Source organism: Nocardioides sp. cx-169 (assembly GCF_021083605.1).
Taxonomy (GTDB): domain Bacteria; phylum Actinomycetota; class Actinomycetes; order Propionibacteriales; family Nocardioidaceae; genus Nocardioides.
This window is the reverse complement of the sequence record NZ_JAJNRO010000016.1, coordinates 127,409-148,548: the sequence shown is the minus strand read 5'-3', so window position 1 is coordinate 148,548 and position 21,140 is coordinate 127,409. Positions and strand designations below refer to the sequence as shown.

General features: G+C 71.7%; 25 protein-coding genes. 13 read left to right on the top strand and 12 right to left on the bottom strand.

Going from position 1 to position 21,140, the window contains the following annotated elements:
• The 5 genes from LRP67_RS19320 to LRP67_RS19305 are packed head-to-tail and all read left to right on the top strand — an operon-like array spanning position 1 to position 3,989.
• Positions 1-972 (top strand): phosphatase PAP2 family protein, encoded by a 972-nt coding sequence (locus LRP67_RS19320; RefSeq protein ID WP_231271762.1) that lies wholly within the window; start codon positions 1-3, stop codon positions 970-972.
• Positions 973-1,031: 59 nt separating this feature from the next.
• Positions 1,032-2,207 (top strand): acyl-CoA dehydrogenase family protein, encoded by a 1,176-nt coding sequence (locus tag LRP67_RS19315; RefSeq protein ID WP_231271761.1) that lies wholly within the window; start codon positions 1,032-1,034, stop codon positions 2,205-2,207.
• 15 nt (positions 2,208-2,222) lie between these two features.
• On the top strand, positions 2,223-3,371 hold the full coding sequence (locus tag LRP67_RS19310; protein WP_231271760.1) for an acyl-CoA dehydrogenase family protein: 1,149 nt from the start codon (positions 2,223-2,225) through the stop codon (positions 3,369-3,371).
• A 12-nt stretch (positions 3,372-3,383) separates the two neighbouring features.
• Positions 3,384-3,506: a hypothetical protein gene (locus LRP67_RS21660; RefSeq protein ID WP_269211815.1), complete on the top strand. Its 123-nt coding sequence runs from the start codon at positions 3,384-3,386 to the stop codon at positions 3,504-3,506.
• Positions 3,507-3,527: 21 nt separating this feature from the next.
• On the top strand, positions 3,528-3,989 hold the full coding sequence (locus LRP67_RS19305; RefSeq protein WP_231271759.1) for a VOC family protein: 462 nt from the start codon (positions 3,528-3,530) through the stop codon (positions 3,987-3,989).
• On the opposite strand, the gene LRP67_RS19300 is transcribed toward LRP67_RS19305, so the two are convergent.
• Complete coding sequence (locus tag LRP67_RS19300; RefSeq protein ID WP_231271758.1) at positions 3,976-5,220, bottom strand: CdaR family transcriptional regulator; 1,245 nt, start codon at positions 5,218-5,220, stop codon at positions 3,976-3,978. The genes LRP67_RS19305 and LRP67_RS19300 overlap by 14 nt on opposite strands.
• A 153-nt stretch (positions 5,221-5,373) precedes the next feature.
• Here LRP67_RS19300 and LRP67_RS19295 point away from each other — a divergent pair, with 153 nt between their 5' ends.
• The 5 genes from LRP67_RS19295 to LRP67_RS19275 are packed head-to-tail and all read left to right on the top strand — an operon-like array spanning position 5,374 to position 10,261.
• On the top strand, positions 5,374-6,189 hold the full coding sequence (locus tag LRP67_RS19295; protein ID WP_231271757.1) for an ABC transporter ATP-binding protein: 816 nt from the start codon (positions 5,374-5,376) through the stop codon (positions 6,187-6,189).
• Positions 6,190-6,199: 10 nt separating this feature from the next.
• The gene (locus LRP67_RS19290) at positions 6,200-6,892 is read left to right on the top strand and encodes an ABC transporter ATP-binding protein (protein WP_231271756.1); all 693 of its coding nucleotides are present in this window, start codon (positions 6,200-6,202) and stop codon (positions 6,890-6,892) included.
• Between the two features lie 17 nt (positions 6,893-6,909).
• Positions 6,910-7,788: a branched-chain amino acid ABC transporter permease gene (locus LRP67_RS19285; RefSeq protein WP_231271755.1), complete on the top strand. Its 879-nt coding sequence runs from the start codon at positions 6,910-6,912 to the stop codon at positions 7,786-7,788.
• Positions 7,788-8,924, top strand: a complete 1,137-nt coding sequence (locus LRP67_RS19280; protein WP_231271754.1) for a branched-chain amino acid ABC transporter permease — start codon at positions 7,788-7,790, stop codon at positions 8,922-8,924. The genes LRP67_RS19285 and LRP67_RS19280 overlap by 1 nt, the downstream gene beginning before the upstream one ends.
• On the top strand, positions 8,921-10,261 hold the full coding sequence (locus LRP67_RS19275; protein WP_231271753.1) for an ABC transporter substrate-binding protein: 1,341 nt from the start codon (positions 8,921-8,923) through the stop codon (positions 10,259-10,261). Before LRP67_RS19280 ends, LRP67_RS19275 begins: the two co-directional genes overlap by 4 nt.
• Here LRP67_RS19275 and LRP67_RS19270 read toward each other — a convergent pair.
• Complete coding sequence (locus LRP67_RS19270; RefSeq protein ID WP_231271752.1) at positions 10,219-10,851, bottom strand: class I SAM-dependent methyltransferase; 633 nt, start codon at positions 10,849-10,851, stop codon at positions 10,219-10,221. The genes LRP67_RS19275 and LRP67_RS19270 overlap by 43 nt on opposite strands.
• Positions 10,844-11,632: a tRNA pseudouridine(38-40) synthase TruA gene (gene truA, locus LRP67_RS19265; RefSeq protein ID WP_231271751.1), complete on the bottom strand. Its 789-nt coding sequence runs from the start codon at positions 11,630-11,632 to the stop codon at positions 10,844-10,846. The genes LRP67_RS19270 and truA overlap by 8 nt, the downstream gene beginning before the upstream one ends.
• 34 nt (positions 11,633-11,666) lie before the next feature.
• Between truA and LRP67_RS19260 the strand changes: the two genes are divergently transcribed.
• On the top strand, positions 11,667-13,325 hold the full coding sequence (locus LRP67_RS19260) for an FAD-dependent oxidoreductase (protein WP_231271750.1): 1,659 nt from the start codon (positions 11,667-11,669) through the stop codon (positions 13,323-13,325).
• 13 nt (positions 13,326-13,338) lie between these two features.
• Here LRP67_RS19260 and LRP67_RS19255 read toward each other — a convergent pair whose 3' ends face one another.
• Entirely contained in the window at positions 13,339-14,202 is an 864-nt protein-coding gene (locus tag LRP67_RS19255) for a carbohydrate kinase (protein WP_231271749.1), read from the bottom strand.
• Between the two features lie 50 nt (positions 14,203-14,252).
• Between LRP67_RS19255 and LRP67_RS19250 the strand changes: the two genes are divergently transcribed.
• Positions 14,253-14,609: a GntR family transcriptional regulator gene (locus LRP67_RS19250; protein WP_231271748.1), complete on the top strand. Its 357-nt coding sequence runs from the start codon at positions 14,253-14,255 to the stop codon at positions 14,607-14,609.
• On the opposite strand, the gene LRP67_RS19245 is transcribed toward LRP67_RS19250, so the two are convergent.
• Together LRP67_RS19245 and LRP67_RS19240 are read right to left on the bottom strand one after the other, a co-directional pair.
• Positions 14,606-15,871, bottom strand: coding sequence for a hypothetical protein (locus LRP67_RS19245; protein WP_231271747.1), 1,266 nt, complete (start codon positions 15,869-15,871; stop codon positions 14,606-14,608). The two genes, LRP67_RS19250 and LRP67_RS19245, sit on opposite strands and share 4 nt — an antisense overlap.
• A complete protein-coding gene (locus LRP67_RS19240; RefSeq protein ID WP_308189793.1) occupies positions 15,871-16,365 on the bottom strand; it encodes a SigE family RNA polymerase sigma factor in 495 nt (164 codons plus the stop codon). Before LRP67_RS19240 ends, LRP67_RS19245 begins: the two co-directional genes overlap by 1 nt.
• A 100-nt stretch (positions 16,366-16,465) precedes the next feature.
• Between LRP67_RS19240 and LRP67_RS19235 the strand changes: the two genes are divergently transcribed.
• The gene (locus LRP67_RS19235) at positions 16,466-17,431 is read left to right on the top strand and encodes a ketopantoate reductase family protein (RefSeq protein WP_231271745.1); all 966 of its coding nucleotides are present in this window, start codon (positions 16,466-16,468) and stop codon (positions 17,429-17,431) included.
• A gap of 94 nt (positions 17,432-17,525) precedes the next feature.
• Here LRP67_RS19235 and rplQ read toward each other — a convergent pair whose 3' ends face one another.
• The 6 genes from rplQ to rpmJ form a co-directional block, all read right to left on the bottom strand.
• The gene (gene rplQ, locus LRP67_RS19230; RefSeq protein WP_231271744.1) at positions 17,526-18,089 is read right to left on the bottom strand and encodes a 50S ribosomal protein L17; all 564 of its coding nucleotides are present in this window, start codon (positions 18,087-18,089) and stop codon (positions 17,526-17,528) included.
• A 105-nt stretch (positions 18,090-18,194) separates the two neighbouring features.
• Complete coding sequence (locus tag LRP67_RS19225; protein WP_231271743.1) at positions 18,195-19,211, bottom strand: DNA-directed RNA polymerase subunit alpha; 1,017 nt, start codon at positions 19,209-19,211, stop codon at positions 18,195-18,197.
• A gap of 113 nt (positions 19,212-19,324) precedes the next feature.
• A complete protein-coding gene (rpsD, locus tag LRP67_RS19220) occupies positions 19,325-19,933 on the bottom strand; it encodes a 30S ribosomal protein S4 (RefSeq protein ID WP_231243395.1) in 609 nt (202 codons plus the stop codon).
• Between the two features lie 28 nt (positions 19,934-19,961).
• A complete protein-coding gene (gene rpsK / locus LRP67_RS19215) occupies positions 19,962-20,366 on the bottom strand; it encodes a 30S ribosomal protein S11 (RefSeq protein ID WP_091025736.1) in 405 nt (134 codons plus the stop codon).
• Between the two features lie 65 nt (positions 20,367-20,431).
• Positions 20,432-20,806, bottom strand: a complete 375-nt coding sequence (gene rpsM / locus LRP67_RS19210; RefSeq protein WP_231243394.1) for a 30S ribosomal protein S13 — start codon at positions 20,804-20,806, stop codon at positions 20,432-20,434.
• Positions 20,807-21,000: 194 nt separating this feature from the next.
• Positions 21,001-21,114 (bottom strand): 50S ribosomal protein L36, encoded by a 114-nt coding sequence (gene rpmJ, locus LRP67_RS19205; protein ID WP_137756603.1) that lies wholly within the window; start codon positions 21,112-21,114, stop codon positions 21,001-21,003.
• Positions 21,115-21,140 lie beyond the last annotated feature (26 nt).

The window sequence follows — 21,140 nt, the reverse complement described above, 5'->3', positions numbered from 1 at the left end:
ATGACGGCACAGGCGGAGGTCGCGAGCAGCGACGCCGAGGTACGCACCCGTCGCCCCGGTGTCCGCGCCGGCGCCATGGCCGTCTGGGTCGCCGCCGTCGCGATCTGGTGGTGGCGCTTCGGGATCCCCAACGACTCGATCACCGTCATGATCACGCTCTGGCTGGGCACCATCGCCTGGAACATCGAGGCCCACCCGCGCGAGCACCTGAACTTCCTGCGCGACTGGTGGCTCCCCGCGGCGCTGCTGACGTTCTACTTCTTCAGCCGCGGACTCACCGACGAGCTGCAGATCCCCGTCCACTGGACGATGCCGATCGACGCCGACCGGTGGCTCGGTGGAGGCACCACCCCGACCGAGCTCCTGCAGTCGGCCTGGTGCGGGGACCCGTGCCTGAAGGCGAGCGACCCGCGCTGGTACGACGTGCTGTTCACCACCACCTACGCCACCCACTTCCTCGTCGGGCTGACCATCGCCGTGGTGCTGTGGGTGCGCAACCACGACGAGTGGCAGGTCTGGATGCGCCGCTTCGTCGGCCTCAACTTCGGCGGCCTGGTCATCTACGTGTCCTACCCGATGGCGCCGCCGTGGCTGGCGTCGGACGAGGGCTTCATGGGCCCCGTCGAGCGCCTCACCTCACGCGGCTGGCGCGACATCGGCCTGCAGCGCGTGGACGTGATCCTCAACGGCGTCGGCAACCCGACCGCGGCGATGCCCTCGCTGCACTTCGGCACCGCGTTCCTGGTGGCGCTCTACGGCGTGTGGCGCCTGCGGGGCAGCTGGCGCTGGCTGCTGTTCGCCTACCCCGCCGTCATGGGCGTCGCGCTGGTCTACTACGGCGAGCACTACGTGATCGACCTGGTCGCCGGCGGTGCGCTCGCGGCTCTGGTGATGGTGCTGGCGCGCCGCTGGGAGCGGCGGCGCGAGGAGCGCGCGGAGGTCCACGCCACCGCGGAGGACGTTCGCGTCTGAGGCCGGCTTCTACCTCTCAGTAGCATCGGGGCAGCCGACCAGGAGAGGGGCCGACCCGCATGCAACTCGAGCTGTCCGAGGACGACCAGGAGTTCCGCGCGCAGATGCGCGCGTTCTTCACGACCGAGGTCTCCGAGGAGATCCGCCGCACGGTGATCGAGGGCCGCGAGCTGACCCGCGACCAGATCGTCGAGGCCCAACGGACGCTCAACGCGGCCGGGCTCGCCGTACCGCACTGGCCGGAGGAGTACGGCGGCCGCGGCTGGAGCGAGCTGCGGCGCCACATCTGGCACGAGGAGATGCAGCGCGCCGGCGTGCCGACACCGCTGGCCTTCAACGCCTCGATGATCGGACCGGTGATCGCCCAGTTCGGCACCGAGGAGCAGAAGCGTGAGTTCCTGCCCAAGACCGCCAACCTCGACATCTGGTGGAGCCAGGGGTTCTCCGAGCCCGACGCCGGCTCCGACCTGGCCGGCCTGCGCACGACCGCCGTACGCGACGGCGACGACTGGGTCGTCAACGGGCAGAAGACCTGGACGACGCTGGGCCAGTACGGCGACTGGATCTTCACGCTGGTGCGCACCGACCCGGACGTGAAGAAGCAGGCCGGCATCTCGATGCTGCTGATCGACATGACCAGCCCCGGGCTGGAGGTGCGCCCGATCGAGCTGATCGACGGCGGCTTCGAGGTCAACGAGGTGTGGTTCACCGACGTGCGCGTGCCGGCCGAGAACCTGGTCGGCGAGCTCAACGGCGGCTGGACGATCGCGAAGTTCCTGCTCGGCAACGAGCGCGTCGGGGTCGCCCCCGTGGGCGCGACCAAGCGCATCCTGGCCCGCGCCAAGGACCTGGCCAAGGACGCCTCCGACGGCGAGGGCGGCACGCTGCTCGACGACCCGCTGGTCCGTGCCCGGATCGTCGAGCTCGAGAACGAGCTGCTCGCGCTCGAGCTCACCGCCCTGCGCGTCGTGGCCCACTCGAGCGACGGCGAGCCGCACCCGGCCTCCTCGGTGCTCAAGCTCAAGGGCACCGAGCTCCAGCAGGCCGTCAGCGAGCTGATGGTGGACCTCGCCGGTCCCGCCTCGATCGCCAGCGGCGCCGGGGACTCCTCCGACCTCGAGGAGTGGGCGCGCATCTCGACGCCCACCTACCTCAACCTCCGCAAGGCCTCCATCTACGGCGGCTCCAACGAGATCCAGCGGCAGATCATCAGCCGCACGATCCTCGGGCTCTGAGTCGAAGGGACTGACATGGACTTCACGTACGACGACGAGCAGGTCGCCCTCCGCGACGCCGTCCGCGGCCTCGTGGGCAAGGCCTACAACGACTACGAGCACCGGCGCCAGGTCGTCAAGGAGGAGCCGGGCTTCGACGAGAAGCAGTGGGCGCGGCTGGCCGAGATGGGGATCCTCGGGCTGCCGTTCGCCGAGGAGGACGGCGGCGTCGGCGCCGGACCGGTCGAGATCGGCATCGTCTGCCAGGAGCTCGGCCGCACCATCGCCCCCGAGCCCTTCCTCGCCTCGGTCGTGCTGGCCGGCGGGCTGGTCGCCGCGGCCGGCACCGCCGAGCAGCGCGCGGAGGTGCTCGGCGCGCTCGCGGCCGGCGACAGCGTGCTGGCCTTTGCCCACGACGAGCCCGGTCGCCGCTGGGGGCCGGCCGCCGAGAAGGTCACCGCCGCGCGGGACGGCGACTCCTGGACGCTCACCGGCGTCAAGGAGCCGGTGCTCCACGGCGCCCGAGCCGACGTGCTGGTCGTCACCGCCGCGCTGCCCGACGGCGGCACCGGCGCGTTCCTGGTCCCCGGGGACGCCGAGGGCCTGAGCCGCGCCGGCTACTCGACGTACGACGGCGGCCGGGCCGCACGCGTGGCACTCGACGGCACCGTGGCGGTCCCCCTGGGTGCCCCGGGGCTCGACCTCACCGCGTCCATCGCCACCGTCTCGGACATCACCCGGATCATGGCCGCCAACCAGGCGCTGGGCGCGATGCAGACCCTGCTCGGGGCGACCACCGACTACCTCAAGAGCCGCAAGCAGTTCGGTGTCACGCTCAACACCTTCCAGGCGCTCACCTTTCGCGCCGCCGACATGTACACCTCGCTCGAGCTGACCCACAGCCTGGTCGACTGGGCCACCATGGTCATCGCCGCAGGCACCCCCGAGGAGGTCGCCGAGGCCGCCGCCCGGGTGTCGCTCCAGGTCAGCCGCGGCGGCCGTCACGTCGGCCAGGAGGCCATCCAGCTCCACGGCGGCATCGCGATGACCGCGGAGTACCACGTCGGCATGTACGTCGCCCACCTCACCGCCCTCGACCACCTCTTCGGCGACGGCGACCACCAGGTGCGCGTCCTCTCCGCCAAGCTCGCCGACTACGACCTCCTCGACCCGCTCGACCGCTGAGCCGTCCCCAACTTGGCGGATTCACCGCTGACCCGGCTCAAAGTTTGGGACGGGTCAGCGGGAAACATCGCGGGCGACGACAAGCCGACCGTCACCCGGCTGACGATGTTCGTCGACGGTCGCCTCGCCGACTGAGTCCGGGCGTACGATGGCCCCGTGGTCACGAACCGCTCCGCCCCGCCGGGCGCGCTGGCCCCGGTCCTGGTCTACCCGGACGTCCGGGAGGCCGTCGCCTGGCTGACCGCGGCGTTCGGCTTCGTCGAGACGGTCCGGATCGGCGAGGGGCACCGCGCCCAGATGTCCGTGGCGCCCGGCGTCGGCATGGTCGTCGCGGAGGCGCGCGGCGAGCAGCAGCCGCCGACTCCCGGCGCCGTCACCCACGTGATCAAGATCCGGGTGGACGACGTCGCGGCCGGGCTCGAGCGCGCCCTGGCCCAGGGCGCGACGCTCCTGGAGGAGCTGACGGAGCGCAACTACGGCGAGCTCGAGTGCCTGGTCGCCGACCCAGCCGGCCACCGATGGCAGCTCACCCAGACCCTGCGCGACGTGGCCCCGGAGGAGTGGGGCGGCGTCACGGTCACGAAGGGCCCCGTCACCGACCCCGTCAGCGACCGCTGACCATCAGCGCGAGCGACAGCAGCATCTTGTCGCGCGGCGAGGTGAGCGTGCGCCCGGTGATCTCCTCGATCTGGCGGGCCCGGTAGATCACGGTGTTGCGATGGCAGAAGAGCTCCTCGGCCGCGTGCGTGGGTGAGCCGTCATGGCGCAGCAGCGCGGCCAGTGTCTCGAGCAGTGTCGACCCGAGGGGCTCAGGCTGCGCCAGGAGGGGGCCGAGTGTCTCGCGCATCAGCAGAGGCGTGACCTGTGGGCTGCCGGCCAGCAGGACCTCGGGGAGACGATCGGTGACCGAGACGACCCGTGCCTCTCCGCGCCCGAGCGTCTCCGCGGCCCGCGTGGCCAGCTGGAACGCCGTCGCGAAGCCGGCCACCCCCTCTGGCGAGGCGGCGATCCCCACTCTCCCGGTGGCGTGCGGCTCGATCAGCGCCACAAGCTCGCTGTCATCGGGGATCGGCCCGGAGAGCAGCCCGAAGTAGCGCCCCGTGCGCACGTGCCAGTGACAGCTGACCTCCACGCGCTCCAGCCGGTCCTCGAGCGCGCCGAGCGGCTCGTCCAGGGAGCCGTCAAACAGCGCCACCACGCAGGCGACCCGGGCGTCGGCGGCGATGCCCAGCAGGTCGCGCGCCTCCTCCGCGAACTGCGGGTCGGCACCCCGCCCCTCGGCCAGCGCGTCAAGGGCGCTCTGCTGGCGCTGCAGGTCCTGGCGCTGCATGCGGGTGCTCTCGCGCCGGTAGGCCTCGACCAGGACGCCGTTCTGCACGTCCAGGGCGGACCAGACCCGCTGGCCCGCCACGAGCAGCACGTGCTCGTCGGTCACCGCCCCGGTGGTGCGGCCGGACTCGACCAGCGCCTCCCACAGCACCCGCGTGCCGAGCGTGTAGGCGTTGAGGACCGTCTCGAGCGGGACCAGCTGACGGGCCCGGCGACGGCCCGTCTCGCGCCACAGCTCGATCGCCGAGGACGGCGCGTCGCTGGTGCCGGCCAGTACCTCGATCCCCCGCCGGATGTGCTCGCGGGTGCTGTCGCGCACGTCGACGCGCAGCTCGGGCCCCACCCGCTCGTAGACCTCGGAGTCCCGCACGAGCAGGGTCAGCGTGATCGTGTCCGCGATCTCGTCGGCACGCGGACGCAGCGCCGCCCAGGCCGCCTCGACGTCGTGCAGCACTGCGGCGTCGTCCGGCTGGGAACCGGCGGGCCGCGGGACGGCCGAGCCTGCGCTGCGAGCTGGCATGAGGAGAGATTCGCACTCTCCGCACAGTTCTGACCAGCGTCCTTCGCGAGAGGCGGCGATGAGACAGCCATCGTTGGGCGCTGCGCCCAATGCGCAACCTGTGCGCTCAGCACCACAGTGGTGCGCGTCACAGCACACCTGCGGAGGTAGCGCATGAGCCACATGCAGGCGGGCGTTCCCCGGCCGGGGGTCCTCGGTCCGCAGCTCGAGGTCAGCGACGTGACCGTCACCTTCGGCGGCATCACCGCACTGAGCGACGTCGCGCTGACGGCTCGCCCCCACCAGGTGCTCGGCGTGATCGGGCCCAACGGCGCCGGCAAGACCACCCTGTTCAACGTCGTCTGTGGGTTCGTGGCCCCCGACCGTGGGCGCATCTCCTGGCGGGGCCAGGAGCTCAGCGGACTCCGCCCGCGTGAGCTCGCGGGCCTCGGGATCGCCCGCACCCTCCAAGGACTCGGTCTGTTCGACCGCGTGACGGTGCTGGAGAACGTCATGGTCGGCGCCGACCACCACGCACGCTCGGGGTTCCTCTCCTCGCTGCTCGCGCTCCCCCGCGCCTCGCGCGAGGAGCGCGAGATCCGGGAGCGCGCCCGCGAGGTCCTCGCCGACCTCGGCATCTCTCAGCACGCCGCCCGCTACCCCTCCAGCCTCCCCTACGCCGTGCGCAAGCGGGTCGCGCTGGCGCGTGCGCTGGCCGGGGAGCCCGACCTGCTGCTGCTCGACGAGCCCGCGAGCGGACTGTCGACCGGCGAGATGGACGACCTCGGGGAGCTGGTGCGCGGCCTGACTACCCGGATGTCGGTGATGCTGGTCGAGCACCACATGGACCTGGTGATGCGCGTCTGCGACGAGATCACGGTCCTCGACTTCGGCCGGGTGATCGCGCACGGATCCCCCGCTCAGGTGCGCGACGACCCGGCCGTCCTGGCGGCGTACCTCGGCGAGGCCGTCGGCGGCGGGGAGGCCTGAGGTGCTGGTCGTGAAGGACCTGTCGACGAGCTACGGGCCGGTGCGTGCCCTGCACGGCGTCTCGCTGAGCGCCGAGCGAGGGCGGATCACCGCGGTGCTCGGCGCCAACGGCGCTGGCAAGACCACCCTGCTCCGCACGATCTCGGGCCTCGTCCGCAGCCAGAGCGGCACGATCGAGCTGGACGGGACCCGGGTCGACCGACTCGCCGCCGAGAGGATGCCCGCCCTGGGCCTGGCCCAGGTGCCCGAGGGCCGCGGCGTCATCACCGAGCTCACCGTCGACGAGAACCTGCGTCTGGGCGGCCTCGTGCGCGGCCGGGTGCGGGCCGCGGAGCTGGAGCGGGTCTACGACCTCTTCCCCGCCCTGGCGGACCGGCGTGCGGCGGTGGCCCACGTGCTCTCAGGGGGCGAGCGCCAGATGCTCGTGATCGGCCGGGCGCTGATGTCCAGGCCGCGGATGCTGCTGCTCGACGAGCCCTCGCTCGGGCTCGCGCCGCGCATCGTCACCCAGATCTTCGACCTCCTGCGCTCGCTGGTGGAGAGGGACGGTCTCAGCGTGCTCCTCGTCGAGCAGAACGCCCGCAGCGCGCTCTCCATCGCCCACCACGGGGTCGTGCTCAACCTCGGGCGCGTCGTCGCGAGCGCCGACGCGTCGGTCCTCGCCGACGACGACCAGCTCCGCCACGCCTACCTCGGCTTCTGAGCAGGACAGGAGATCTCGTGCAGCAGTTCGTCAACACCGCGCTCAGCGGCCTCACCCTCGGCATGGTCTACGCGGCGTTCGCCCTCGCGCTGGTGATGATCTGGCGCTCGACCCGGATCGTGAACTTCGCCCAGGCACCGATGGCGATGGTCACGACGTTCGTGGCCCTGGCGGTGATCGACGCCGGCCACTCCTACTGGCTGGGGTTCGGCCTCGCCCTGCTCAGCGGGCTGGTGCTGGGGGCGGTGACCGAGCGGGTGGTGATCCGGCCGGTGGAGGGCAAGCCGGAGATCAACGCAGTCATCCTCACGCTCGGGTTGTTCATCGTGCTGCACGCCCTCGCCTCCGTGGTCTTCGGCAACCGCTACCGCTCGTTCCCCGCGCCGTTCGGCGTGCGCGGGATCGAGGTCGGCGACACGACGCTGGGCATCACCGGCTTCGGGGTCTTCTCCATCGCCGCCGTGCTCGTCGTGATGGTGATCCTGGTGGCGCTGTTCCGCTACACGGACCTGGGGCTGAAGATGCGGGCGGCCGCACTCAACCAGGAGGTCGCGAGACTCCTGGGCGTCCGGGTCGGCCGCATGCTGACGCTGGGGTGGGCCCTGGCGTCGCTCGTGGGGTCGTTGGCCGGGCTGTTGATCGCCGGCGGCAGCCTCGTGCACCCGGGATTCATGGACTCGATCGTGGTGTTCGGCTTCGTGGCTGCCGTGCTCGGCGGCCTGGAGAGCCCCGTGGGGGCGGTCCTGGGCGGGCTCCTGCTGGGGCTGTCGTTGAGCTTCGTGAGCGGGTACGTCGGCTCGCAGCTCGTCGCGCTGACCGCACTGGCCATCTTGATGCTGGTCCTGACCCTGCGTCCGGGTGGCCTGTTCGCCCCGGCCGCGCAGCGGCGGGTCTGATGTCGCGGCTGCGCGAGGTCTGGCGGGAGGCCACGCTGGTGCGCCACCTGGTGGGCGCGGCGCTCGGGCTGGCGGTCGTGGTCCTGGCGCTGGAGTCCTCGAGCGACTTCCGCAACCTGCAGTTCGCGTCCATGGCCTACCTCGGCATCGCCGCCGGCGGCCTCACCGTCCTCACCGGCGTCAACGGCCAGATCTCGCTGGGGCACGGGGCCCTGATGGCGATCGGTGCCTACACGACGGCGCTGTTGCTGCCCGATCGGGACGCCTCGACACCGCTCCCGTTGGCCGTGCTCGCCGCCGTCGCAGTCACCCTCGTGGTCGGGCTCGCGGTCGGCTACGCGGCCGCTCGGCTCCACGGCCCCTACCTCGCCGGCGCCACGCTCGCGCTCGCGGTCGCGGTGCCCGGCGTGGCCCTGTTCTTCAAGCAGGAGCTGGGCGGCGAGCAGGGGCTGAGGGTGGTCCTGCCGGAGATCCCCGCGTGGGTGCTGGACCTGGCGTTCTTCGTCACCGGGCACGAGCTCACCCGCAGCCGCTACATCGCGTACGCCGCCTGGCTGACTCTCATCGTCACCTTCGTCCTGCTCGCCAACCTGTCGCGCAGCCGGGTCGGGCGCCGATGGCGCGCCGTGCGCGATGGCGAGGTCGCCGCCGAGCTGGCCGGTATCGACCTGGGCCGGGCCCGGGTGTCGGCGTTCGTGGTCAGCGCCGCCGCCGCGGGCGCCGCGGGCGCGATGATGGCGATCATCGTGCGCCTGGCCGCGCCCAGCGGGTTCACGCTGACGCTCAGCCTGACCCTGCTGACGGCCGTGGTCCTGGGCGGCCTCGGCAGCCTGGCCGGGGCGCTGATCGGCGCCGCCCTGCTGACGTTCCTGCCGCAGGTGGTCACCGACTGGGGCAGCTCCGCCGGGCTCTCCGACATCCGCGCGGCCGAGCTCGCGCCGCTCGTCTACGGCCTGGTCATGGTCCTGGTCGTCCTCATGGCCCCCAGCGGCGTCGTCGGGACCGTGCGGTCGCTGGCCCAGCGCCGCAGGCGGCCCCCCACGACCGAGGAGCCCGCCCCCGTCCCGCCCCCGGAGCGCCCGATCCCGAGCACCAGCGAGCCCGTCACCACCACCTCGAAGGGAACACCGAAATGAACCGACGCCTCTCCAGGCCGGGGCCGCTCGCCGGCGCCCTGGCCACACTCGTGCTGCTCGCCGCCTGCGGCGCAGGTGACGACCGATCCGACGAAGACGGCGGAGGCGGCGCGGGCGGCGCCAGCGACGTCGGGGTCACCGAGGACACCATCACCGTCGGTGCCCACTTCCCCCTGACCGGCGTGGCGGCCCCGGGCTACAGCGAGATCCCGACCGGCGTGCAGGCCTACTTCGACTACGTCAACGCCCAGGGCGGGGTCCACGGCCGCGAGATCGAGTACCTGGTCAGGGACGACGCCTACAACCCGACCAACACCAACACCGTCACCAACGAGCTGGTGCTGAAGGACCAGATCTTCGCGATGGTGGGCGGGCTGGGCACGCCGACGCACAGCGCGGTGGTGGACTTCCTCAACGAGGAGGGCGTGCCGGACCTGTTCGTCTCGTCGGGGTCGCTGCAGTGGGGCGACGACGTCGAGACGAGCCCCATGACCTTCGGCTGGCAGCCGGACTACGAGATCGAGGGCAAGATCATCGGCCAGTACGTCGCCGAGAACCTGCCCGACGCGAAGGTGGGGCTCTTCCTGCAGGACGACGACTTCGGCGAGGACGCGGAGAAGGGCGTGCGGCAGTTCCTCGACGACCAGATCGTCGGCGTGGAGCGCTACACCTCGGGCAACACCGACGTCGGCCCGCAGATCGCGGGGCTGCAGGCCTCGGGCGCCGACGTCGTGCTGTCGTTCAACACCCCGTCGTACACCGCGCTGAGCCAGCTGGTGTCGCTCAAGCTGGGCTACCAGCCGCAGTGGTTCTACAGCAACGTCGGCGCCGACCCCGACCTCGTCGGGTCGCTGCTTGCGGAGTTCTCCGAGGGTGCGGTCGAGGGGGGCGCGAGCTCGCTCGACGGCGTCCTGACCACGGAGTACATCCCCGGCATCGACCAGGCCGACGACCCGTGGGTGCAGCTGTGGCAGAAGGTCTGGGACGAGCACGGCACCGAGGGCGAGCTGACCAACTACCGGGTCTACGGCATGTCCCACGCCTACGCGTTCGTCCAGGCGCTGCAGGCCGCCGGCGAGGACCTGACCCGCGAGGGACTCGTCGAGGCGCTCGAGGAGAACGGCCAGGACCTCGAGGGGCCACAGCTCGCGCCGTTCCGGTTCAGCGCCGACTCGCACCTGGGCATCTCCGGGCTGCGCGTGGTCGAGATCAAGGGCGGCGGCGCGGCCGAGCCGCTGACCCCCGTGCTCGTCTCCGACATCGGGGACGCCCCGATCGAGGAGGACACCTCGGGTCAGGCCGAGGACGCTCCGCCCGAGAGCGGCGTGCCCGAGTAGGCGCGTGTCTCCAGCACGCGGAAGCCCTTGGCGCTGGCGAGCCGGGTGGTCGGGTAGCCCTGCTCCCCCAGCCACCCCTGAAGGGAGTCGGCGCCGAGGTTCTTGCCGACGACCATCACGGCTCGCCCGCCGGGGGCCAGCCGCGGCAGCCAGGTGAGCAGCAGCTCGTGCAGCGCCTGCTTGCCGATGCGGATCGGCGGGTTCGACCAGATCTCGTTGTACGTCGCGGCGGCGTCGACCTCGTCCGGGGTGGCCGCGGTGAACCGGTCCGCCACGCCGAGCGCGGCCGCGTTCTCCCGGGCGAGCAGCACCGCCCGCTCGTTGACGTCGACCGCCGTCACGACGCACCCGGGCGAGGCGACCGCGATGGCGAGCCCGATCACGCCGAACCCGCAGCCGAGGTCGAGGATCCGGCCGCGGTCAGGGGGCGCGGCCTCGCGGAACAGGATCGCCGTGCCGATGTCGACGCGCCCGTTGGCGAAGACACCGGACCCGCTGGTCAGGTGGAGCTCGTGACCCCACACCGACGCTACGACCGGCGAGCGCTTGAAGGCGACCGTCGGGTCGGCGGAGAAGTAGTGCTCATCCATCGCGTCTCGCCCTCGTCGTGGTGGCCCGCGCCGCCAGCTCGCTGTCGGGCGGGTAGGCGACCTCCTCGAGGGTCAATCCGTGCGCGTGCGCGACCGCGACCGACGGGTCACGGGCCTCGGCCCGCAGGATCTCACCGGCCCAGGACGGCGAGCGGCGACCGTCGCCCACCGCGAGGAGGCAGCCGACCAGGGCGCGCACCATGCTGTGGCAGAACGCGTCGGCCCGCACGGTGGCCACCGCCACCCCCTCGGGCGAGCGGGACCAGCCGAGCTCGAGCAGCGTGCGGATGGTGGTCGCGCCCTCGCGTCGCTTGCAGAAGGACGCGAAGTCGTGGCGTCCGACGAGGGGTGCCGAGGCCTCGTTCATCGCGTCCAGGTCGAGCGGACGGGACCAGACGAGCACGTGGCGCCGCGTCAGCGGGTCGACGAGCGCCGCGTCGTCGGCGACCCGGTAGGCGTAGCGACGCCACAGTGCCGAGAAGCGCGCGTCGAACCCGGGCGCCGCCTCCGCGACCGTGCGCACCCGCACGTCGGCCGGGAGCACGCCGTTGAGCCGGCGCAGCAGGTTCGGCGGCAGATGCTCGACGTCGACGTGCACGACCTGTCCTCTCGCGTGCACCCCGGCATCGGTACGGCCCGCGCAGACGGTGGCCACGGAGTCGACGCGCAGGACCGTGGCCAGCGCGTGGTCGAGCACCTCCTGGACCGTCCGCAGCCCCGGCTGGGTCGCCCAGCCATGGAAGTCCGTGCCGTCGTAGGCACACTCGATCCGCAACCGCACCGGCCCAGTTTCGCAGGTGGTGATACTGGGAGGCGTGCAGCCCGCCATCATCCTGGTCTCCGATGAGCACGCCGACTTCCTCCTCGACGAGTTCGGCCGCTACGCCCGCGACTACGACCTCCACACCGCGCGCTCCTGCGCACAGGCGCTGGAGGTCACCCGGACCGTCCGTGACGGAGGCGGTCAGGTCGCCCTCTTCGTCACCGACACCGAGCTCCCCGACGCCCATGTGCTGGAGGCCTTCCACGCGTGGCGGACCGTGGTACCCACCTCCCGGCGGATCATCGCGGCCCACTGGGACCACTTCCTGGAGCGTGCGCCCGCGCTGCGGTCCGCCATGGCCAAGGGCAAGTACGACGCCTACCTGCTGATGCCGCGCGGCGCCCGCGACGAGGAGTTCCACAACGCCGTGACCGAGCTGCTGTCCGACTGGGGCTCGACGGTCGCCAAGCCCGAGGTCGAGAGCGTGCGGGTCGTGGCCCCGGCGCAGGACCAGCTGACCGCGGCGATCCGCGACTACGCCGACCGTCTGGGGATGCCCTCCGGCTTCTACACCCCGGACACCGACATCGGGCGCGAGGCGGTCGCGCAGTGCGCCACGCCGGGCGGGCCGGCCTATCCGGTCGTGTCGACGCCGGGACGCCCGCCGTTCGTCGCGACCTCGGTGCGCGACGTGGCGATCTCGATGTTCGGCGCCCCGGGCGACGTGAGGGTCGAGGGCGTCGTCGACGTCGCGATCGTCGGCGCCGGGCCGGCCGGTCTCGCCGCCGCGGTGTACGCCGCGTCCGAGGGGCTCACCACGGTCGTGCTCGAGTCGGAGGCGATCGGCGGTCAGGCCGGCACCAGCACGATGATCCGCAACTACCTCGGCTTCCCGCGCGGCATCTCCGGCATGCGACTCGCCCAGCGCGCGCGCAACCAGGCGCTGCGCTTCGGCACGCAGTTCTACACCGGCTGGGACGTCACCATGCTCGAGTCCCGCGACGACGGCATCCACGTGCTCAGCACGGGCGGCGGCGACGTCGAGGCCCGCACGGTCGTCGTCGCGACCGGCGTGGCCTACCGCAAGCTCGGCATCCCCTCGATCGAGGAGCACGAGGGCCTCGGCGTGTTCTACGGCAGCGCGATGAGCGCCTCGCGCGAGATGGAGGGCGGGCGGGCCGTCGTCGTCGGGGGCGGCAACTCGGCCGGCCAGGCCGCGATCCACCTCGCCCGCTTCGCCGAGTCGGTCACGATCCTGGTGCGACGCCCCGACCTGACCTCGACGATGTCGCAGTACCTGATCGGCGAGATCGCCTACAACCCCCGCATCACGGTGCAGCCCTCCTCCGAGGTGACCGACGGCGGCGGCGAGGGCCACCTGGAGTGGATCGACGTCCGCGACACGACCACCGGTCAGGTCGCCCGGCAGGCAACCCACGGCCTGTTCCTGCTGCTTGGCGCGGACCCGCACTGCGACTGGCTGCCGCCCGAGGTCGCCCGCGACCACCGCGGCTTCGTCCTCACCGGTCGTGACATCCCCACCGAACGCTGGCCCGGCGAGCTCCCGCCCGCCAACCTCGCGACCACGGTCCCCGGAATCTTCGCCGCCGGCGACATCCGCGCGGGATCGATGAAGCGGGTCGCTGCCGCCGCCGGAGAGGGCTCGTCGGTGGTCCCGCTCGTGCACGCCTACCTGGCGCCCGGCGACTGAGCCGGGCGGACGCTCAGCCCAGCTCGTGGCGGTACGGCGGGTCGGCGCCGGGGCGCGACACGGTGACGGCGGCGGCGCGCACCGCGTGGGCGAGCACCTCGGCCGGGTCGCGGTCGGCGTCGTCCCAGAGCGCGTCGAGGATCGCGGCGGAGAAGGTGTCCCCGGCTGCGATGGTGTCGGCGACCTCGACCCGCGGGGCCGCCACCTCGCGGAGGCCGTCGGCGTCGAGCCAGGTCGCGCCGTCGCCGCCACGGGTGACGGCGACGGCGCGGGGACCGAGCCCGAGCAGATGTGCGGCCGCGTCCCGTAGGGAGCGGCCGGGATACAGCGCCTCGAGGTCCTCGTCGCTGGCCTTGACCAGGTGGGAGGCCGCCACCACCTGCTCCACGCGGTCGACGACCTCCGGACCGGTGCCGGTGATGGCGGGGCGAGCGTTGATGTCGTAGGTGATGGTCGGACCCCTCAATCGCCCCAGCAGGGCGAGCACGTCGTCGGCCCCGGGCTCCAGCACGGCGCCGATCGAGCAGACGTGCACGAAACGGGGGTGCTCCGCGCCCACCGGGTTCAGCCGCCAGTCGAGATCGAAGACGTACGACGCCGAGCCGTCCCCTGCGATCGTCGCCTGCGCCGACGACGTCCGCGCGACGGCGTACGGGTCGGTCGCGAGGACGACGCCGTCCCGCTCGAGGTGCGCGGCGACCGTCCGCCCGCGCTCGTCGTCGGCGAAGCTGGTCGCCAACCGCACCGGCCGTCCCAGCCGGGCCAGCGCCACCGCCACGTTGGCGGCGCTGCCGCCGGGCCGCTCGGTCCGGCTCCCGTCCGGCTCGAGGACCACGTCGACCAGGGACTCGCCGACCACCAGGGCGTAGGGGTTCACCTGCCCATGCCTACCACTGCGCCCACCATCTCCTGCGATACCTTCCCCGCATGCCGGACCTCGCCCTCGACCCGTCACTGCCCGAGCCGCCGTTCGAGCAGCTGCGCAGGCAGGTGGCCGCGGGCGCCGCGTCCGGTGATCTGCCGGCCGGAAGCCGGCTGCCGACGGTCCGCGCGCTCGCCGCCGAGCTCGGGATCGCGGTCAACACCGTCGCCCGCGCCTACCGCGAGCTCGAGGCCGACGGCATCATCATCACCGAGGGCCGGCGCGGCACGTTCATCGCCGCCCCGGCCGCGCCGGCGGACGTCGGGGCGGCCGCGGCCGCACTGGCCGCGGCCGCCCGTCGTGCCGGCGTCACGCTCGCCCAGGCGCAGCGGCTCCTCGCCGACGCCTGGTCCTCGGACTAGTCGACCTGCTCGAACAGGACGATCAGCAGGCGGGCGTCGTCCGGGACGTCGCCCTCCACCCGCATCGTCGCCGTGTCGCTGGGCGCAGAGAGCAGCCCGATCACCGCGTCCCTCACTTCGCCGATCCCCTGGGAGCGGAGGCCCTCCCCGGTGACGTTGTGCTCCGTCACCACGGTCGCCTCACCCGCGGCGTGGTAGCCCACCGCCAGCACCGGGCGCGCCGGGTCGCCGTCGCCGTCCACGCTCACCGACCGGCCACCCAGGTCCGACGGGACGTGCTCGGAGGCCCGCCAGACGTGGCCGTCGTACTCGATGAGCTCGGGGACGGGTAGGCCGGTGACCCGCTGCGAGACACCCCGGTCGTAGACCCCCAGCCCGAGCACCACCTCGTCGCTGTCGAGCCGCGGGCCGTCCGGGCCGTCGGTCACCCACAGGCGCACTGTCACCTCGTCGCGGTCGTTGACGACGCTGACGCCGCCCCCGCCGGCGGGATCGAAGGGCGCCTCGTCCCCACAGCGGCCCTGGGTCACCTCGCCGCTGCCGTCGTCGACGTGCAGGGTGGCGTCCTGCGGCCCGTGGGCGCAGAAGTACCGGTAGTCGACCGCCTTCCCGGCAGCCTGCAAGCCGACCGACACCTCGGACTCCCCCGGCTCCCCGATCGTGGCGCCCAGGAGGAGGTCGCCTGCGACCTGCTTGCGGAAGGTGACCCCGTCGCCCGACACACCGTCCGGCTCGTCGTCGGTGAGCTCGTAGACCGCCAGGCCGACCTCGTCGGAGCCGGCCACGGTCAGCGAGACCTCCTCGCCGGGGTCGACCCACACGTAGTCGGAGAAGTCGGGCACGGTGTAGCTCGTGACCTGCCGCCCCTCGGTGATCTCGACGTGGTCGTTGCTGTCGGAGGTGCCCCAGGAGACCAGCCGCGGCTGGTCCGAGGGCGCGAGGTCGATGGTCACGCGATCGTCACCCTCGACGCCGTCGCGGTACTCGAAGGTGTAGCCGAGCGCCCTCATCGTGGTCGGCACCTCGACGCCGGCGACCGACGCCGGCTCCGGAGCGCTCGGCGCGCCCCACTCGGGCAGCAGCGCCACGGCGCCTGCCGCCGCGAGGGTGAGCGCCACCCCGCCGGCGGCCGCGGCGCGCCGCTGCCGGCGTGCCGCGCCGATGCGGCGCCGCACGGAGCCGACCCGTCCGTCGAGGTCGTGGTCCACGAGCTCGACGGCGTGCCGGTCGAGGGTCGAGCGGAGCTCGTCGATGCCGTCCATCACAGCGCCTTCCCGTCGGTGGTGGCGAGCGCGGGATCGATCCGCAGCTTTGCGAGGGCCTTGCTGAGCTGGCTCTTGACCGTGCCGACCGAGCAGTCCATCTGCTCGGCGGTCTGCGCCTCCGTGAGGTCCTCGAAGTAGCGCAGCACGACCACGACGCGCTGGCGGCGCGGCAGCCGCTCCATCGCCTGCCACAGGTCGTGGCCCGCGCTGACCGCGTCGCTCGCGTCGGCGTGCCCTCGCTCGGGCAGCGCGTCGGTGGCGAGCTCGCCGTTCCACTTGCGCCGCCACCACGTCGCGTAGGTGTTGACCAGGATCCGGCGCACGTAGGGCTCGGGGTTGCCGTCGATACGGCTCCACGAGAACCAGGCCTTGCTCAGCGCCGTCTGCAGGAGGTCCTCGGCCAGCGCGTGGTCGTGGGTGAGGAGGTACGCCGTACGGAGCAGGCTCGTGGAGCGCGCGACGACGAACTCGTCGAATTCGGCCGCGGCCACCCCACCACCCCGTTCCCCGTGCGCCAGGTCGTGAGACTCAGCGTTCGTTGCTCTCATGTCCTGTCCTACCCGGTGGACCCTGTCAAAGGTTGCCTCCGGTATGAAGGTCGACATGCGCTACGTCGTGTACGGAACAGGTGCCGTGGGTGGGGTCATCGGCGGGAACCTCCACCTGGCGGGGGTCCCGGTCACGCTGGTAGCCCGCGGGGAGCACCTCGCGCGGATCCAGGCCGACGGGCTGGTGCTGGACCGTGCCGACGGCCGCCACCGCGTCGACGCACCCGCGGCCGAGACCGCCGCCGACGTCGCCTGGACCGACGACACCGTCGTGCTCCTGTGCGTCAAGGGGCACCAGACGCAGTCCGCGCTGGACGACCTGAGGGCCCACGCGCCGGCCGACGTGACCATCGCCTGCGTGCAGAACGGGGTGGCCAACGAGCTCACCGTGCTGCGCCGCTACGCGGCGACCTACGGCGTGTGCGTGATGCTGCCCGCGACCCACCTGGAGCCGGGCGTCGTGGTGCAGAAGTGCTATCGCCCCGGGATCCTCGACCTGGGCCCGGCGGCCGGTGGGGTGGACGCCCGCGCCGAGGCGATCGCCGCCGACCTGCGCCGCGGCGGCTTCGAGTCGGTCGCCCGGCCCGACATCATGGCCTGGAAGCACCGCAAGCTGCTGATGAACCTCGGCAACGGCGTCGGCGCGGTGTGCACGCCGGGCCCGGCCGCCGACGACCTGGCGCGCCGGGCCCGCGAGGAGGGCGAGCAGGTGCTGCGGCGCGCCGGCGTCCCCGTCGTCTCCGATGAGGAGGACCGCGAGCGCCGCGGCGATCTGCTGGCGCGTCGCCAGCAGCTGCCCGTCGGCGAGGGCGGCTCGACCTGGCAGAGCGTCGTGCGCGGCGGCCGCGGCGTGGAGATCGACTATCTCGCCGGCGAGATCGTGCTGCTCGGCCGGCTGCACGGCGCACCGACACCGGTCAATGAGGCGATCCAACGCGCCACCCACGACCTGGTCCGCTCCGGCGGCGCTCCCCGCAGCGTCGACCCCGCCACGGTCCTCCCCGCCTGAGGCACCACCACCACGGCTGATCCGTCACCAACTGCCCGGAAATGACACTGACCCGTCAGAGAGTTTCTGACGGGTCAGCGGTGAAGCGGTGGGATCAGGCCTTGGGGGCCTCGTCCTCGGTGGGCTCCTCCTCGGCGACGACGCTCTCCTCGGGCGACGCCTCCTCGGCGAGCTCGGTGGGCGCCTCGTCGGTGGTGGCCTCGTCGGTGGTGGTCTCGGTCTCCTCGACCGGGGCCTCCTCGGCGGGGGCGGCCGTCTTCGCCGGGGCGGACTTCGTCGCCTTCGGCGCGGTGGGCGAGTACGCCTCGGTCACGAGCTCGATGACCGCCATGGGGGCGTTGTCGCCCTTGCGGGGGTTGAGCTTGGTGATCCGGGTGTAGCCGCCCGGGCGCTCGGCGAAGGTCGGCGCGATCTCGGTGAAGAGGGTGTGCACGACGCCCTTGTCGCGGATGGTCTTGAGGACCATGCGGCGGTTGTGGAGGTCGCCCTTCTTCGCCTTCGTGATCAACTTCTCCGCGTGCGGGCGCAGCGCGCGGGCCTTGGCCTCCGTCGTGGTGATGCGGCCGTGCTGGAACAGCTGGGTCGCCAGGTTCGACAGGATCAGGCGCTGGTGGGCCGGGCTGCCGCCGAGGCGGGGTCCCTTGGTGGGCTTGGGCATTGCTCTTCTTCTCGATTCTCCCCGGCCGTGTCAGGTACCGGGGTAGAGGGCGGGTGCTGCTGAGGCGCTGACCCGTCAGAAAGTCTCTGACGGGTCAGCGGTGGGTCAGTACTGCTCGTCCTCGACGAAGGCGTCGTCGTCGTCGTCGCCGTACGCCGCCAGGGCGGCGTGCGGGTCGAAGCCGGGCGCGCTGTCCTTGAGGGACAGACCCATCTCGACCAGCTTGGCCTTGACCTCGTCGATGGACTTGGCGCCGAAGTTGCGGATGTCGAGCAGGTCCTGCTCCGAGCGCGAGATGAGCTCGCCCACGGTGTGGATGCCCTCACGCTTGAGGCAGTTGTACGAGCGCACGGTCAGCTGCAGGTCCTCGACCGGGAGGGCGAGGTCGGCGGCCAGCTGCTCGTCGACGGGCGAGGGGCCGATGTCGATGCCCTCGGCCTCGACGTTGAGCTCACGCGCCAGGCCGAAGAGCTCGACCAGCGTCTTGCCGGCCGACGCGATGGCGTCGCGCGGCAGGATCGAGGGCTTGGTCTCGACGTCAATGACCAGCTTGTCGAAGTCGGTGCGCTGCTCGACACGGGTGGCCTCGACCTTGTAGGTCACCTTCAGCACGGGGCTGTAGATCGAGTCGACCGGCATGCGGCCGATCTCGTTGTCGGCGCCCTTGTTCTGGACAGCCGAGACGTAGCCGCGGCCGCGCTCGACGACCAGCTCCATCTCCAGCTTGCCCTTGTCGGACAGGGTGGCGATGACCAGGTCGGGGTTGTGCACCTCGACGCCGGCCGGGGGCGCGATGTCAGCGGCGGTGACGGCACCGGCGCCCGACTTGCGCAGGTACATGGTGACGGGCTCGTCGTGCTCCGAGGAGACGACCAGGCCCTTCAGGTTCAAGATGATCTCGGTGACGTCCTCCTTGACGCCCTCGATCGTCGAGAACTCGTGCAGGACGGTGTCGACCTTGATGCTCGTGACCGAGGCACCGGGGATCGACGACAGGAGGGTGCGCCGGAGCGAGTTACCGAGCGTGTAGCCGAAGCCCGGCTCCAGCGGCTCGATGACGAACCGCGAACGGAACTCGTCGACGGACTCTTCCGACAGTGAGGGACGCTGTGCGATGAGCACTGATTCTTTCCTTTCCGGACCCACCCGCTATATGACGGATCCGAACATTTGCGTGTTGACGGCGGCGACGTACGTGCGATCGGTGGCCGGGCTGGGCCCGGCCACCGATGCGTTCACTTCTTGGAGTAGTACTCCACGATGAGCTGCTCCTGGATCGGCATGTCGATCTGCGCGCGCACGGGGACCTGGTGGACCAGGATCCGCATGCGGTCGGGCAGCGTCTGCAGCCAGGCCGGCACGATCCGCTCGCCGAAGGTCTCGCGGGCCACGATGAACGGCGTCATCTCGAGCGACTTCTCGCGCACGTCGATGATGTCGTAGGCCGAGACCTGGAAGGACGGGATGTCGACCTTCTTGCCGTTGACCAGGAAGTGTCCGTGCGACACCAGCTGGCGGGCGTGACGACGCGTGCGGGCGAACCCACCGCGGTAGATCACGTTGTCCAGGCGGCACTCGAGGAGCTGCAGGAGGTTGTCACCGGTCTTGCCGGAACGGCGCGAGGCCTCCTTGTAGTAGTTCAGGAACTGCTTCTCCATCACGCCGTAGGTGAAGCGGGCCTTCTGCTTCTCCTGCAGCTGGGAGCGGTACTCGCTCTCCTTGATCCGGGCGCGGCCGTGCTGGCCCGGAGGGTAGGGACGCTTCTCGAATGCTGCGTCGCCGCCGACGAGGTCGACACCGAGACGGCGCGACTTCCGGGTCATGGGTCCGGTGTAACGGGCCATGGGTCAGTCTCTCTTTCTCAGTCTCGGGTCAGACGCGCCGGCGCTTGGGCGGGCGGCAACCGTTGTGGGGGGTGGGCGTGACGTCCTGGATGGTGCCGACCTCGAGGCCGATGGCACCCAGCGACCGGATCGCCGTCTCGCGACCCGAGCCCGGGCCCTTGACGAAGACGTCGATCTTCTTCATGCCGTGGTCCATCGCGCGACGGCCGGCGGCCTCCGCAGCCATCTGCGCGGCGTACGGCGTGGACTTGCGTGAGCCCTTGAAGCCGACGGTGCCGGCAGAGGCCCACGAGATGACCGCACCCGTGGGGTCGGTGATCGTGACGATCGTGTTGTTGAACGTGCTCTTGATGTGGGCTTCGCCCTGAGCGATGTTCTTCTTCTCCTTGCGGCGGACCTTCTTGGCCCCGGCCGCACGAGCCTTGGGAGGCATGCAGTTACTCCTGTGTTAGCTGGTCTGTGAGTTGGGAAGGCAGTGAGGCGCGCGGACGCGACCGGTCACTTGGCCTTCTTCTTGCCGGCAACCGTGCGCTTCGGACCCTTGCGGGTGCGGGCGTTGGTCTTGGTGCGCTGACCGCGGACCGGGAGGCCCTGACGGTGGCGGCGACCCTGGTAGCTGCCGATCTCGATCTTGCGACGGATGTCGGCCTGGACCTCTCGACGGAGGTCGCCCTCGATCTTGAAGTTGCCCTCGATCGCGTCGCGGAGCTTGACCAGCTCTTCGTCACCCATCTGGTGCACGCGCAGGTTGGGGTCGACCCCGGTGAGTGCGAGCAGCTGCTGGGAACGGGTACGGCCGATGCCGTAGATGTAGGTGAGTGCGATCTCGATGCGCTTGTCGCGCGGGAGGTCGACACCAACAAGGCGTGCCATGATGGCCCTTTCTTGAAGGACGAGTGCCCTTCGGTGATTCACAGAGGTTTCGATCGTGACGCGCCCCCGCCTCTCGACGGGGCCCCGGCCTTCTGCTCCGGAGGTGGTTCGCCCTCCCACGATGGTGCTGTGGTGCTGGGCTAAGCGTTCACGTTGATGGGTTCTTCAGTTGTCCAGCGGGGGTGAGCCGAGGCTCAGCCCTGGCGCTGCTTGTGGCGCGGGTTCGCGCAGATCACCATGACGCGTCCGTGGCGACGGATCACCTTGCACTTGTCACAGATCGGCTTGACGCTCGGGTTGACCTTCATGTCAGCCCTTTCTCGCTCGGTCGGCT